The 14,306-nt window shown below is 58.3% G+C and carries 13 protein-coding genes; 8 read left to right on the top strand and 5 right to left on the bottom strand.

Translation table 11 applies throughout. The annotated features are described in order from the left end of the window. Positions 1-74 precede the first annotated feature (74 nt). Together ASQ50_RS09905 and ASQ50_RS09900 are read left to right on the top strand one after the other, a co-directional pair. A complete protein-coding gene (locus tag ASQ50_RS09905; RefSeq protein ID WP_058092819.1) occupies positions 75-1,562 on the top strand; it encodes an amidase in 1,488 nt (495 codons plus the stop codon). A 142-nt stretch (positions 1,563-1,704) separates the two neighbouring features. Further along, complete coding sequence (locus tag ASQ50_RS09900; RefSeq protein WP_058092818.1) at positions 1,705-2,313, top strand: hypothetical protein; 609 nt, start codon at positions 1,705-1,707, stop codon at positions 2,311-2,313. Between the two features lie 27 nt (positions 2,314-2,340). On the opposite strand, the gene ASQ50_RS09895 is transcribed toward ASQ50_RS09900, so the two are convergent. Then, positions 2,341-3,762 (bottom strand): HDOD domain-containing protein, encoded by a 1,422-nt coding sequence (locus tag ASQ50_RS09895; protein WP_058092817.1) that lies wholly within the window; start codon positions 3,760-3,762, stop codon positions 2,341-2,343. 210 nt (positions 3,763-3,972) lie between these two features. Between ASQ50_RS09895 and ASQ50_RS09890 the strand changes: the two genes are divergently transcribed. The 3 genes from ASQ50_RS09890 to ASQ50_RS09880 all read left to right on the top strand — a co-directional run bounded on the left by ASQ50_RS09890 (position 3,973) and on the right by ASQ50_RS09880 (position 6,640). After that, positions 3,973-4,980 carry a methionine ABC transporter ATP-binding protein gene (locus ASQ50_RS09890; RefSeq protein ID WP_058092816.1) on the top strand — a complete coding sequence of 336 codons (1,008 nt, stop codon included), beginning with the start codon at positions 3,973-3,975 and terminating at the stop codon, positions 4,978-4,980. Beyond that, a complete protein-coding gene (locus ASQ50_RS09885) occupies positions 4,980-5,657 on the top strand; it encodes a methionine ABC transporter permease (protein ID WP_058092815.1) in 678 nt (225 codons plus the stop codon). Before ASQ50_RS09890 ends, ASQ50_RS09885 begins: the two co-directional genes overlap by 1 nt. A 200-nt stretch (positions 5,658-5,857) precedes the next feature. After that, complete coding sequence (locus tag ASQ50_RS09880; RefSeq protein WP_058092814.1) at positions 5,858-6,640, top strand: MetQ/NlpA family ABC transporter substrate-binding protein; 783 nt, start codon at positions 5,858-5,860, stop codon at positions 6,638-6,640. Between the two features lie 84 nt (positions 6,641-6,724). Here the strand turns inward: ASQ50_RS09880 and ASQ50_RS09875 are convergent, their stop codons facing one another. Both ASQ50_RS09875 and ASQ50_RS09870 read right to left on the bottom strand, forming a co-directional pair. Next, complete coding sequence (locus ASQ50_RS09875) at positions 6,725-7,378, bottom strand: peroxiredoxin (protein ID WP_058092813.1); 654 nt, start codon at positions 7,376-7,378, stop codon at positions 6,725-6,727. Positions 7,379-7,533: 155 nt separating this feature from the next. After that, the gene (locus ASQ50_RS09870; RefSeq protein WP_058092812.1) at positions 7,534-8,895 is read right to left on the bottom strand and encodes an alanine/glycine:cation symporter family protein; all 1,362 of its coding nucleotides are present in this window, start codon (positions 8,893-8,895) and stop codon (positions 7,534-7,536) included. A gap of 198 nt (positions 8,896-9,093) precedes the next feature. On the opposite strand from ASQ50_RS09870, the gene ASQ50_RS09865 reads away from it, so the two are divergent. Then, positions 9,094-9,525, top strand: a complete 432-nt coding sequence (locus ASQ50_RS09865) for a CBS domain-containing protein (protein ID WP_058092811.1) — start codon at positions 9,094-9,096, stop codon at positions 9,523-9,525. Between the two features lie 29 nt (positions 9,526-9,554). Continuing rightward, positions 9,555-10,400 (top strand): S-formylglutathione hydrolase, encoded by an 846-nt coding sequence (fghA, locus tag ASQ50_RS09860; RefSeq protein ID WP_058092810.1) that lies wholly within the window; start codon positions 9,555-9,557, stop codon positions 10,398-10,400. A 21-nt stretch (positions 10,401-10,421) separates the two neighbouring features. On the opposite strand, the gene ASQ50_RS09855 is transcribed toward fghA, so the two are convergent. Continuing rightward, positions 10,422-11,546: an HD-GYP domain-containing protein gene (locus ASQ50_RS09855; RefSeq protein WP_058092809.1), complete on the bottom strand. Its 1,125-nt coding sequence runs from the start codon at positions 11,544-11,546 to the stop codon at positions 10,422-10,424. 244 nt (positions 11,547-11,790) lie between these two features. Between ASQ50_RS09855 and ASQ50_RS09850 the strand changes: the two genes are divergently transcribed. Next, a complete protein-coding gene (locus ASQ50_RS09850) occupies positions 11,791-12,795 on the top strand; it encodes a GGDEF domain-containing protein (protein WP_058092808.1) in 1,005 nt (334 codons plus the stop codon). On the opposite strand, the gene ASQ50_RS09845 is transcribed toward ASQ50_RS09850, so the two are convergent. Next, positions 12,771-14,213, bottom strand: coding sequence for an MATE family efflux transporter (locus ASQ50_RS09845; protein ID WP_058092807.1), 1,443 nt, complete (start codon positions 14,211-14,213; stop codon positions 12,771-12,773). The genes ASQ50_RS09850 and ASQ50_RS09845 overlap by 25 nt on opposite strands. Positions 14,214-14,306 lie beyond the last annotated feature (93 nt).

The raw sequence follows: 14,306 nt of genomic DNA, 5'->3' as shown, positions 1-14,306 counted from the left end.
GCTCCTGAGTTTCCGGTTTATGTCTAAAAAGTCCAGTGTGGGCGGCTAAATAACAACAAGCAGGGTGGTGAGCCATGAACCAGTCCGAATACCTGAGATACGACGCAACAGCGCTGGCTGATCTGATCCGCCGGGGCGACGTGACACCCAGAGAAGTGACCGACGCTGCGGTGGAGCGGGCCAATCATGTCAATGGGGCCCTGAACGCCATTTGCCATCCCCAGTACTCAGACGCCATGGGGCAAGCGCCGGTGTCTCATGGGCCGTTTTCTGGTGTACCCCTGCTGCTGAAAGACCTGGCCCAGGAACAGTCCGGGCAACCTTGCACCTATGGCAGCCGGGCCATGCGAAAGAATATTCCGAGCCGGGACTCACAGTTCGTACAACGTGCCCGTAAGGCCGGCTTGGTGTTTATCGGTCGCACGGCAACGCCGGAGTTCGGCCTCAAGGCCGTCACCGAGTCTGCTCTTTGGGGCCCGAGCCGCAACCCATGGAACACAGAACTGACGCCCGGGGGCTCCAGTGGTGGCTCCGGTGCCGCGGTAGCCGCCGGTGTTGTTCCCATGGCCGGAGCCAACGATGGCGGTGGGTCCATCCGCATTCCGGCAGCTTACAACGGGCTGTTTGGACTAAAGCCATCCCGCGGCCGGATCTCTGTAGGGCCCCACGCCGGAGAGGCCTGGACCGGCGCTTCGACCGACCATGTGGTGTCCCGGACGGTGAGAGACAGCGCCAGCATGCTGGATGTGTTGGCCGGTGCAGCCAGTGGCGACCCGTTCTGCATTCCGGAACCGAAGGGTTCCTGGCTGGACCTGATGCAGCAATCGCCGGGGCGGCTGAGGATTGGTGTGTTTACCTCGTCGCCTTACGACACCGAGGTAGCGCCGGAGTGTGTGGCTGCCGTCGAAGAAACCGCCCGTATGCTGGAAGGTCTGGGGCATCATGTCGAGTATGCCCGGCCGGAATTTGACGGCATGGCCCTGGCACGGTGCTACCTGGCCCTTTACTTTGGTGAAGTGTCCTCAATGATGGACAGGGCCCGGGAGCAGTTCGGTGCCGAGGACAAGGATTTTGAGCTGGAGACCCGGTTACTGGGTATGTTGGGGCGTACAATGCCGTTGCCGGATTATGTTCGTCGTCGCCAGCAGTGGAACGATTTCTCCCGTGCCTTGGGCGCATTCTTCGAGCGTTTTGACCTGTACCTGTCCCCGACCACCGGCCAGTTGCCGGCCAGGATCGGTGAAATGGATACGCCGGCCCACCTCAAGCTGATCGCCAGGCTGGTGCTAACCCTGAAAGCGGGCAAACTGGTCCATCGTAGCGGCCAGGTGGACCAGATGGCGCTAGAAAGCCTGGCCCGAACGCCCTTTACCCAGCTTGCGAACCTGACCGGCACGCCGGCGATGTCGGTACCCATGCACTGGACCCGCGATGGTTTGCCGGTAGGGGTCCAGTTCGGCGCCGCCCATGGCCGCGAGGATCGACTGTTGCAGCTGGCCGCCCAGCTTGAGGAAGCAAACCCCTGGTTCGCCAATTACGAACGCCTGGAAAACGCATTCTGACGCGGTGACACAAACTCCCGTGCGGGGTTGTGATCCGCGCCGGCAAACTCCACGTTTATCTTTACTGGTGGAACAGGCTATGCTGTAACACAGGGATCTGATTCCCTGACTACCCTGATGGCATCGAGGAGGCGAGCATCTTATGAACCAATCGATGGCAATCGACGATCTGGTATCCGTAGCACAGGCCGAAGCCATGGGGGAACTGGACGCCCCGATGATGGCCATAGTTCTGTCCAGTGAGCAGAGCTACGACCTGCCCATCAACTCTCTGGAAACCGATGCCGACAAGGCCCGCTGGGGTCTGATTCTGCGGGCGGCCCGCGAACATGTGGAAGCCGACGCCGTAGCGGTACTCTACCCGGCCTGGACCACCATCCGTCGAAAACCGACCGATGCCGAAACATCCCAGGCCCAGGCAGAGGATGAAGACAGTGCCGATGATGATAACGGTCCCATCGACACCCTGTTTGTTCAGCTGCACACCCGAGACAGAATCTATTGGCGGGGCTTTGAACAAATCCGCGATCCCAAACATCAGCGCATTATCGGCTTTCGCCGGATCAAAGCGCTGTCCACCGACTACGACAGAGACAGCGCGCCAAGCGTGGCTGCCTGGTTGAGCACCCTGTTCGAACCTTTGCCAGACGAAGGCGAGGAAACCGATATCGACCGCGAGCTGGCGGATTTGCTGGAAGAACCCGAGGTCAGCGCGGCGCTCTACCCGCGGCAGATGCGGGCGTTGCACTGAACGACGAAAACATGGCCTGACCCGATCTCAGCGAGAGGAGATCAGGGTCAGGCACAGTTGTGCATTCTGGATAAAGTGCGAAAAGGCTGCCAACTGCTGTTCCGACGGCACATAGCCCGCCGCCGCATTATCGGCATAGAACAGGCCCACCAGTCGGCCCTTGGCGGTAAGCGAGCCTACCAGGGCCGGCACTTTGCCCAGCCAGCGGTCATAGGGAACACCGCCCGCCTGTTTGCCGGGTTTGTAGATGGCACAAGTGCCATGGGGTAAAAGCTCTCCCAGTGGCCCGGTGCCATCCTTGTGGATAATCAGGTGTTCGCGCCACTCTTCGGTACCACGACCGCCTACCTTTCTGGGAATCAGGTCTTGTCCGGTGCGGTCACTCATCAGCAGGGCTACCCGTTGCATTCCGATAGCCCGGTGAATGCCTTCGATCACCAACTGGCACACTTCGTTGATATCGGGTTTTTCAGCGAGTGTTTGAGTCAGATCTCGCAGAATCTGCAATTGCAGGGCGGGGTCCATAACCGGGGCTTCGGCGCCGTGTCCGGCGGCGCTCTCCTGATTGCCGGGCAGCAACGCCGTGACCTGCGGAATGCCCAGAGACACGGCTACTTTGGTGGCTTCCTGGGCGTTGACCTTCAGTTGGTCCCGGATGGCGGCGGGGCTTTCTCCAACATCTGCCGACAACCGTTCCAGCACCTTGTCCATCTCTGGCCCGCTCCAGCCATGCTCGGACACCGTGGCCATTTCCACGGTACTGCGCACCAGGCTGCTTGCCATGGAATTGGCCTTGCCGGGAGCAACCACTTCACGGATAAACGGTCCTAGAGACCAGGCTTCCACCAGGCCCCGGGTGATCTCGGTAAAAGTGGTGTGCAGCACAGCCTTCTGTGCCTCCACGGGCGGTTCGTCCAGCCGCAGGCGTTCTTCCAGCTCGGTCGCCTGATCGGTTTCGCAGGACCAGAATGCCAGCTCACCGATGTTCATCAGCAAGGCCCCGATGAACACTTCTTCGAGCGCATGTTCGGTGCGTTTGGGCATCAGGCACCGGGCCTGAACGGCTGCGTGAATAGCGCGGGCGAGGCAGCGCAGCAAATGGGGCCGGTCGTTGCGTTTGAGCAGGGTGTCGACAATCAGCGAGGAAATCGCCATGGACTTCACGGCATCGAAACCGATCAGCGTGATGGCCCGGCTGACCGTGCTCACCTGGGTTCGGGTCTGGTTGTAGAACACCGTGTTGGAAAGCCGAAGCACCTGGGAGGTCAACTGGGCATCATTCAGAATGACATTCGCCAGTTCGTTCACTGTGCTGTTGCGGCTGTCGGTCAGTTCGTTGATTTGCCGGAGGGTGTTGGCCAACACCGGCAATTCTACCTTGCTGAGGTAGGAAACCCATGCCTGGGTGGAATTCATCCTTGAGGGCGTATTCTCGGACAATGTAGTCACAGGTCTGGCGCGCCTCGGACGGGTGGTCGTTTATTAATGTTCTTTTCAAATAGCAGTTTAGCTGAGGGCAGGCTGATGTGTCAGGTAGCTTTTTGTGTAAGGGCAACTACACACCGCCGGGATTCGGGTTTGGTCATCGAATAGGCTATAATCGCCGGTTTTCGGCTGCGCGCCCTACGCACTCCAAAGGCAAAGACCAAGGCACTGATCGTGATTGTATTTGACCAGGTACAGAAGTCATACCAGGTGGCCGGCCGGGCGATCCCCGCGCTGCACCCTACCAGTATGACCATTGAAACCGGCGAGGTATTCGGCATCGTCGGCCATTCCGGCGCGGGTAAATCCACCCTCGTAAGGCTGATCAACCTGCTGGAACCGCCCACCGGCGGCCGCATCCTGATCGATGACGAAGACATTACCCGGTACAACTCTGCGGAACTGAGAGCCTTCCGCCGCAAAGTGGGCATGATCTTCCAGCACTTCAACCTGCTGTCGTCCAAAACCGTGGCAGACAACATCGCGTTTCCGATGAAGCTGGCGGGCATCTACAGCAAAACCGAGATACGGGAGCGGGTACAGGAACTGCTGGCCCGGGTGAGCCTGACCGACCACGCCGACAAGTATCCGTCTCAGCTGTCCGGGGGCCAGAAACAACGCGTTGGTATCGCCCGTGCCCTGGCCTGCCGCCCCACCATTCTGCTATGCGACGAGGCCACCAGCGCACTGGACCCGCAAACCACCCAGTCGGTGCTGAAACTGCTGAGTGACATTAACAAAGAGCTGGGCCTGACCATTGTCTTGATCACCCACGAAATGGATGTGGTACGCCGGGTGTGCGATCGGGTAGCCGTAATGGACGCTGGTCGCGTCGTGGAAATGGGCCCGGTGAGCGAGGTGTTCCTGCACCCCCAGCATCCCACCACCCGGGATTTTGTGTTCGAAAGCGAAAACATCGACCGCAACGAACTCCAGGAAGACCTGCAGAAAGCCGAAGGCCGCATCCTGCGCCTGACCTTCAAGGGCGAATCCACCTACAAACCCCTGCTGGGCAGCGTGGCAAGGGAATCCGGCGTAGACTTCAGCATCCTCTCCGGCCGGATCGATCACATCAAAGACACCCCCTACGGCCAGCTGACCCTGTCACTGGTGGGCGGTGATCTCGACGTCGCCATGCAGGCGCTGGAAGCCGCCGATGTTCACGTGGAGGTAGTGCGCTGATGGAAGCTTTAATGGAAACCCTCATGGGCAACGTCGACTGGCTGGAAATCGGCTGGGCCAGCTGGGACACCCTGGTGATGGTGGGCATGTCCCTGCTGTTCAGCGTACTGATCGGCCTGCCCATTGGCGTATTATTGTTCCTGTTCGGCAAACGCCAGCTCCTGGAACAACCGGTGGCCTACGCGGTGTTGTCGTTCGTGGTCAACGTACTGCGTTCCGTGCCTTTCATCATCCTGCTGATCGTGATGATCCCGTTCACCGTACTGCTCATTGGCACGTCACTGGGCGTGGCCGGCGCCATCCCGCCACTGGTGGCTGGCGGTGCCCCCTTCTTCGCCCGCCTGGTGGAAACCTCCCTGCGGGAAGTCGACCGCGGCATCATCGAAGCCACTCAGGCCATGGGTGCTAACGTGCGCCAGATCATCTTCGGCGCCTTGCTGCCGGAAGCGCTTCCGGGCATCATCGCCGGTATTACCGTGACGGCCATCACCCTGGTCTCCTACGCGGCCATGTCTGGCGTCATCGGTGGCGGCGGCCTGGGCGACCTGGCCATCCGCTTCGGTTACCAGCGTTTCCAGACCGACGTGATGGTGATCACCGTCGCGTTACTGGTGATTTTCGTACAAGTACTCCAGATGGTTGGTGATCGTCTGGTGCTGTATTTCAGCAGAAAGTAAGACTGTGATTGAGCCGGGCAGGCAATTCCAAAGTCCGGTATAGGCAGGCTGCTGGGAGGTTCCTTCCGAAAACCTGGAGCGCCAGGGATGGCGCGACGGAGCCCTACATGGACGTATTTACGGGCGTTTTTCGGAAGGAACCTCCTAGCAGCGTGCCGTAAACCAAAGTTAAACACGATGCTCCACAGGAGAACGCAATAATGAATCTGAAGAAAACTCTGGTAGCCATCGCTGCCGTAGCAACTTTCTCCTCTGCTGCTGTTGCAGAGAAACTGTCCGTAGCCGCTACTCCGGTCCCCCATGCTGAGCTGCTGGAATTTGTGAAGCCGGCGCTGGCCGAACAAGGTGTTGAGCTGGATGTGAAAGTCTTCACCGACTACGTACAGCCCAACATCCAGGTTGACCAGAAGCGGATGGACGCCAACTTCTTCCAGCACCAGCCGTACCTGGACGAATTCAACAGCGGCCGTGGCACCAACCTGGTCACCGTTGCCGGCATCCACGTTGAGCCCTTCGGTGCCTACTCCAGCAAAATCAGCTCCCTCGACGAACTGAAAGATCGTGCCGTAGTGGCCATCCCCAACGACCCCACCAACGGCGGCCGCGCCCTGCTGCTGCTTCAGGAAGCCGGCCTGATCACCCTGAAAGACGAAAGCAAAATCACCGCCACACCCCGTGACATTGCCGACAACCCCAAGCGCCTGAACTTCCGCGAACTGGAAGCCGCTACCCTGCCGCGTATCCTGAACCAGGTCGACATGGCCCTGATCAACACCAACTACGCCCTGGAAGCCGGCCTGAACCCGTCTGAAGATGCCATGGTGATTGAAGGTGCCGAGTCCCCTTACGTAAACATCCTGGTTGCCCGCCCGGACAACAAGGACAGCGACGCCATGCAGAAACTGGCCAATGCGCTGAAATCAGACGCCGTTCGCGAGTTCATCAAAGAAAAATACGAAGGTGCAGTAGTACCGGCATTCTGACATCCGGGTACCCGATAATGAAAAAGCCGGGCAGTGAGAACTGCCCGGCTTTTTACTGGCACAAAACTTACTGAAAAGCGAGGATCAGTCACCGCTCCAGTTAGAGGACGGGTCTGGAGTCATCCGCAGGTAGGATTTCACCGCCTTGTAGCCCTTCGGGAAGCGCTGTTTGATCTCGTCTTCATCCTGCAGTGACGGCACAATCACCACATCGCCGCCTTTTTCCCAGTTACCTGGCGTAGCCACTTTGTGGTCATCGGTCAGTTGCAGGGAGTCGATAACCCGCAGCACCTCGTTGAAGTTACGACCGGTGGATGCCGGGTAGGTAATGATCAGGCGCACCTTCTTGTTCGGATCAATGATAAACAGCGAACGCACGGTCAGGGTGCTGTCGGCGTTCGGGTGGATCATGTCGTACAGCTTGGCCACCTTGCTGTCGTGGTCGGCAATGATCGGGAAGTTGACGGTGCAGCCCTGAGTTTCGTTGATATCCTTGATCCAGTCCTTGTGGGAGTCAACCGGGTCGACACTCAGGGCAATGGCCTTGACGCCACGTTTGGCGAATTCGTCTTTCAGTTTGGCGGTCAGGCCGAGTTCCGTGGTGCATACCGGTGTGAAGTCGGCAGGGTGTGAGAACAGAACCCCCCAGCTGTCACCAAGCCAGTCATAGAAGCGAATGGTGCCTTCGCTGGAATCCTGTTCAAAATCCGGTGCAGTGTCTCCAAGACGCAAACTCATAGTCGTTCTCCTCAGACAGGTTGTTGGCAAACACGGTGTTATTTTCTGTGTACGTTAGACACTGTGGCGATGGATGCCCTGAATGCAAGGGCGATTTGATCCAGAGCATCCAACGGTTTGCTCACATCCTTATGAGCACCAGACTTAGATGCCGACTATTTCACACCCAATGCCTTCTGCTTCTCAAAGTGCTCCCGGGTGAGTTTGAACACCACCGGGCTGAGTAACAGCAGGGCGATCAGGTTGGGCAGCGCCATCATCGCGTTGAGGGTGTCGGCCACCAGCCAGATAAAGCCCAGGTTGATGGTGGCACCCACGGGGATGGCGACAATCCACAACACCCGATAAGGCACGATGGCCTTCACACCAAACAGGAACTCGATGCAGCGTTCACCATAGAACGACCAGCCAATGATGGTGGTGAAGGCGAAAATCGCCAGGGCAATCGCTACCACGTAGTTGCCGAAGCCGGGGAGGCCTGTTTCAAAGGCCAGGGAGGTGAGGGCCGCACCCGTCTCGCCGGAGGTCCAGGCGCCGGAGGTAATAATCACCAGGCCGGTGATGCTGCACACAATGATGGTATCGATGAAGGTGCCCAGCATGGCGACCATGCCCTGCTTGACCGGGTTCTTGGTCTGGGCGGCGGCATGGGCGATGGGCGCAGAACCCAGGCCCGCTTCGTTGGAGAAGATACCGCGTGCGACACCAAAGCGGATAGCCGCCCAGACAGCGGCACCGGCAAAGCCCCCCTCGGCTGCGGCCGGGCTGAAGGCATAGCTGAACACCATGCTGACGGCTGCGGGAATTTCACTGGCATTGATGGCCAGAACAATCAGGCCAACCAGCACGTAAGACACCGCCATAAATGGCACCAGGGCACTGGCCACCTGGCCAATACGCTTGATGCCGCCAATCAGCACCAGGCCCACCATAATCATCAGCAGAACGCCGGTGATCCAGTGGGGCAGGCCGAAGTTGGCAGACAACACATCCGCCACCGAGTTGGCTTGTACCGTATTGCCGATACCGAAAGCGGCAATGGAGGCGAAGATCGCGAACAACACCCCAAGCCAGGCCCATTTCTTGCCCAGGCCATTGCGGATGTAATACATGGGGCCGCCCACATGGGCACCACGCTCATCCACTTCCCGGTAGCGCACGGCCAGCACGGCCTCGCCGTACTTGGTGGCCATGCCCACCAGGGCGGTCAGCCACATCCAGAACAGGGCGCCCGGGCCGCCCAGGAACACGGCGGTGGCAACCCCTGCAATGTTACCCGTGCCTACGGTGGCTGACAGGGCGGTCATCAGGGCCTGGAATGGCGGAATATCACCATCGTCCTCGTCACCGCGGGCACGGCCGCTCCACATCAGCCGGAAACCGGCACCCAGTTTCAGGATTGGCATCAGTTTCAGACCAATACTGAGAAATAGCCCAACCCCGAGGATCATCACCAGCATAGGCGGTCCCCAGACCAGGCTATTGATTTGACTTACAAATTCAGAAATGGGTTCCATGGGTTCTCCCACTGTTTACCACGGATAGGTCATATGATTAGAGCCCCAGAGGGCATAACCTGTTGAGTTTAGTCGGCTATTTTGTGGTGTAAACCGTTTTGATCCTGAGGGTTGTCCATTTTGCCCACCATTGCCTATGTTTAGAGTAACGGTGGTGCCAATTCCGGCGCCTTGAAAGAAACCGAAAAGGGACAGTCTATGCGCTCACTGAAAATCTCGGAAGTCATGTGGAATCACATTGAGCCTATTCGCTGCGGCACACCGCTGACCAAGGTGGTCAAGACATTGCTGGCCAACCATGTCACCGGTTTGCCGGTGGTGGATGACAAACGTCAGGTTCTGGGTTTTGTGTCGGAGCAGGACTGCATTCATTCCCTGTTGGTGAGCAACTACCACAGCGAGGGCGAACCCATAGTAGACGATGTGATGTTCCATAAACCGCTGACGGTATCGCCGGAGATGTCGGTGATTGATCTGGCGCAGAATCTGGGGGCCGGAAAGCCGAAAGTGTACCCGGTGGTTGATCATGGCAAACTGGTGGGGATTGTCACCCGTACAGCGATATTGTCCCAGCTGGCTAAATCCGGTAATACCATTGAGAAACAGCGGTTTGCCAACGCTGAGGACTGACGTGTCCACTCACAAATGCCAGGAATGTTATGGAACTCTTAGCCACCAACGTCTGCTTTGACGGCGAGCACCGCCGCTATCGCCACTTTTCCGCCACGCTCCAGTGCGATATGGAGTTTGCGGTGTTTCTGCCGCCGTCGGCTCTGGGCGAGAAAGGCAAACCAGCGCCAGTGCTGTATTGGTTGTCCGGACTGACCTGCACCGACCAGAATTTTATGCAGAAAGCCGGTGCCCAGAAACTGGCCGCCAGGCTGGGCCTGGCGATTGTGTGCCCGGATACCAGCCCCCGGGGCCTGGACCTGCCTGGCGAGCACGACAGTTACGATTTTGGCAGTGGCGCGGGCTTTTACGTGAATGCCACAGAACAGCCCTGGGCACCCCACTACCGCATGTACGATTACGTGGTGAAGGAGTTGCCCCAACTGGTCGAGGATGAGTTGCCGCTCAGCGGCGAACGGGCAGTCAGCGGCCATTCCATGGGCGGTCACGGAGCTTTGATCTGTGCCCTGAAGAATCCGGGGTATTACAAATCGGTATCGGCGTTCGCGCCAATTGCCAACCCGATGGCGTGCCCATGGGGGCAGAAAGCCCTGAAGGGTTATCTTGGAGATGACCAGAGCCACTGGGAAGAATGGGATGCGACCCGCCTGATTCCGACCGCAAAGGAGCGGCTGCCGCTACTTGTGGACCAGGGCACGGCCGATGAGTTTCTGGAAACCCAGCTGAACCCGGAAACGTTAGCGGATGTCTGTGAGACGTTCCATCACCACCTCAACCTTCGCATGCACCGTGGGTACGACCACAGCTATTTCTTCATTGCCTCGTTCATTGAGGATCACCTGAATCATCACGCCAAGGCTTTGGGATTGGCATGAGACCGCTATCCTCGGCGGATTTCAGTTGCGAAAGCCCCAGAGCAGGCTGAAATCCATGGAGGGCATTTCTTCTGGCTCTTCGGGGCTCTGGATGTTGTATTCGGGAATGCTGGTGTCGCGTTCAAACGTCCCGCTGTAGCGGTTGCCCCGAGGCCCGAAAATCGCTTTGACAAACGGTCCCCTGGCCCTGACGGCGCGGCCGGTCACCACGCCGACTTCGTTATTGTCGAGTCGCACCAGCATGCCGGGCGGGTATTCGCTGAGCACTTGCAACAGTGACCGTGGAATGGCAGGGCGGACCTTGCCGTCACCGAGGGTGGCAATCAATTTGCGGGCAGCGGTGATGGTCATTCGGTTGCGGTAGGCGCGCTTGGTGATCATCGCCACATAACGTTCTGACAGAGCCAGAATTTCCGCCTCTGGCAGAATATCAGTGCCACTTAATCCGTCTGGATAGCCGGAGCCATCGGCCTGCTCGTGATGCTGGGCGATGATTTTAAGCAACAGTTTATTGGTGATGCCGGCGGAGGTCAGTGCCTGGATGCTGCGGTGCGGGTGTTTGCGGATAACCGCCCGCTGGTCGTCGGTGAGTACGCGGGTGGAGGCATTTAGCTGGTCGGCCACCGGTACCAGTGCCAGGTTGGCGGTCAGGGCCGCCGCGGTCAGCACACTGGTACGTTTTTCATCCAGCCCAAATGCCTTGGCGGTGAAGTGGCAAAGAATGCCGTAGAAAAGAATCTGTTCGTGAATGGTGGGGCCGATGGAGTACAGATGCACCAGGGCCAGGCTGGCTTCCGGGGCTTCCTGACAGGTGCGCTCTAGCATTCGCGCCAGCCCCAGCAAGCGTTTTTGCGCAGACGGATCTTCGCTGGTGATGGCGTTTAGGGTTGCTTCCAGGGTGGCCAGCAGGTCAGCGTAGTCGGCAAACGGGTTACGCTGCCGTTGGTCCTCCTGAATCTTTTCCTTTTTCCGTTCGATTTTCCGGGGTTTGAACCGGCCCCGCTCAAACAATTGCTCCAGTTGGGTATTGGTCTGGATAACATAGCCCTGACGCAGCAAGACGTTTCCATCGGCGTCGAAAACATCCCAGGGTAATGGGCGGCCTATGGTCAATGCCCCAGGGGCGATGCGAATGAGTGAATCCAATTTGAGTATCCCACGGTGTCTTAGAGCGATTCTTGTTCTTCGAAATACTTCTTTCAATAGTCTGACGTCAAAACCGGCAGAGGCTTGCTTATTTAGAATACTAACCGACACATTTTTGTGATGCATGTCACTTTGTGTCGTGTTCAGAGATAGAATTGTTAAGAATCGTAGCCCGGTAGCGCCCCCTTTCATAGCTTACGCTAAGCTTGTGTACTAACTAAGACCATAGTCGGACGCACCCTGAATGTTTCATCGGCTAAAAAATGATTTCCGATTATCGATCATCACTTTGCTTGGCATCAGTGCCATCGTTGGCATCACGCCGTTCGTGATCCTGCGATTTGTCGAGGGTAATCCGCTCGCCGGTTTTGTTGATCTCGGGATTCTGTCTGGCATCGTTGGCAGCCTCGCTTATGCCTGGGTCACCGGAGACACATACCGCAGCGGCATGTTCCTGGCGATTATCATCTGCGCGGGCGCGGTCACCGTTGGTGCGGTTATGGGTGAGGCGGGTTTGTTCTGGATATTCCCTTGCCTGGTAACAACCTTCTTTCTTGTATCCAGCCGACTTGCGGCCATTCTGAACCTGCTATCCGTTCTGGCGCTGATGTCGATTGAAACGGCTTTCAGCTCAACGGTTCAAATGTGGACGTTTGCGACCACGGCGACGGTGGTCAGCGCCTGTGCCTATGTCTTTGCCTATCGTAACCAGGATCAGCGGGAACGCTTGGAGCACCTGGCCACTATTGACCCGCTGACCGGTGTCAAGAACCGCCGCTCCATGGATGAGGAGCTGGATGCGGCTGCCGCCAATGCTGAGCGATCCGGGCTACCCTATGCCCTGGTGATGCTTGATATCGACCACTTCAAGAAAATCAACGATGTGTATGGTCATGGCGTCGGTGATAATGTGCTGACGGACTTGGTGGCGCTGATTGAACGCAACACACGAAAGTCTGATCAGCTGTTCCGTTATGGCGGTGAGGAGTTCGTGTTATTGCTGCCCGGTGTGGATGGGTCCAGCCTGCAGGCGGTTATGAACAACCTGCAACAGGTGTTGCGCAGGCATCTCAAGTACCCCGGTGGCCCGGTCACTTCGTCATTTGGTGTCGCCTTGCTGGGCCACGGCGAGAGCGTGGAGAGCTGGTTGGCGAGGGCTGATGAAGCGCTGTATCAGGCCAAGGAGACCGGGCGGGATCGGATTGTATTTGCAGATAAGAACACTCAGTTGGTGGCCGAACCGGCTTGAACTGAAGTCCGGCTGTCGGGTTCGCCGTGATGGTGGTTTCCGGGCCGGTAGCGGAACAATCGCCAACCCAGCAAAACACTGGCGGAGGTCAGCCCCGCCGTCAGCCCCACCCAGAACCCCGCCGCTCCCAACGCCGGCCAAAGCAGGTCTGTAAAGGTCAGAACGTAGCCCAGTGGCAGGCCAACCCCCCAGAACGAAAACAGCATAATGAACATGGGAATGCGGGTGTCCTTATAGCCCCTGAGCGCACTGATGCAGGTTACCTGAATCACATCAGCAACCTGGAACATGGCGGCAAACGCCAGCAGGCGAATGGTGACATCCCGCACGGCCTGGTCGCCGGTGTAGAGTGCGGCGATCTGTGCGGAGAACACAAACAGCAACGTGGCAAAGATCAGGGCAACCGCCGAGGCCAGGATGAGCGAGCTACGGGAAATCAGCCGGGCGGTATCCGGCGCCCGGGCACCCACCAGAAAACTCACCCGCAGCGTCAGTGCCATGCCTATGCTCAGCGGTAGCATGAACAACAACGACACCACGTTCAGCGCAATCTGATGTCCCGCCACGATCACCGGCCCCAGGGGCGCCAGGAACAGGGCAATGACCGAAAACATGCTGGCTTCGACAAAAATGGTGAAGCCAATCGGCACGCCGATACCCAGAATGTAGCGAATTCCCCGCCAGTTGGGCTTCACCCAGTCGGCCAGCAGGTGAAACTGGCGGAAGGTACGGCTCCGGTTCAGGTAGATCAGTAAGGCAATGGCGGCCGTCCCGTTGGACAGCGATGTCGCCCAGCCGCAGCCCACACCGCCCATGGCGGGCAGGCCTAGCTTGCCGTAAATGAAGATGTAGTTCAGCGGCAGGTTGATCAGCGTGCTGAGTACAGAGAAAGCCATGATTACCCGGGTGTGGCCGAGGCCGTCAGTGAGTCCCCGCAGAGCGTTCATAAGAAGCAGGGCTGGAATGCCCCAGGCGAAGGCGTTCAGGTATCCCTGGGTGATGCCGGCAGTCTCTGTATCCATCTTCAGCATCGCCAGTACCGGGTGTACGTTGGTCAGCAACAACGCCATGATCACCGTGCCGCCGGCTGCGATGTAAATGCCCTGCCAGGTGGCCGGCATGATCTTCGAGTGCTGCCGGGCACCGTTGTAGCCGGAAATGATCGGTTGCAGCGCCCCCAGCATGCCCATGAAAAACAGGAATAGTGGCATCCACAGGCTGCTGCCAATGCCTACCGCGGCCAAATCCCGAGCGCTGGCGTGGCCCGCCATAACGGTATCAATAACCCCATTGGCCATCTGTGCCACCTGGGCAATCAGGATCGGCCCGCCCAGAATGGCCAGGGTTCTCCATTCCGCCAGCGTGCGGCGAACAAGGGGCTGTCGGGCTTCGGGTAACGGTTGGTGGTTTTCGTCCATGGTGCTGGTTTCGATGTTGGTTCGTCAGGGTTGTACCTGTCAGAGGCGGACATGTTACCCGATTGGCGGTCGGGCAGCTTATAGGGGTTTGCA

It is taken from the genome of Marinobacter sp. LQ44 (genome assembly GCF_001447155.2).
Classification (GTDB): Bacteria; Pseudomonadota; Gammaproteobacteria; order Pseudomonadales; family Oleiphilaceae; genus Marinobacter.
The sequence above is the reverse complement of the archived record's forward strand: the minus strand, read 5'-3'. Positions and strand labels throughout refer to the sequence as shown.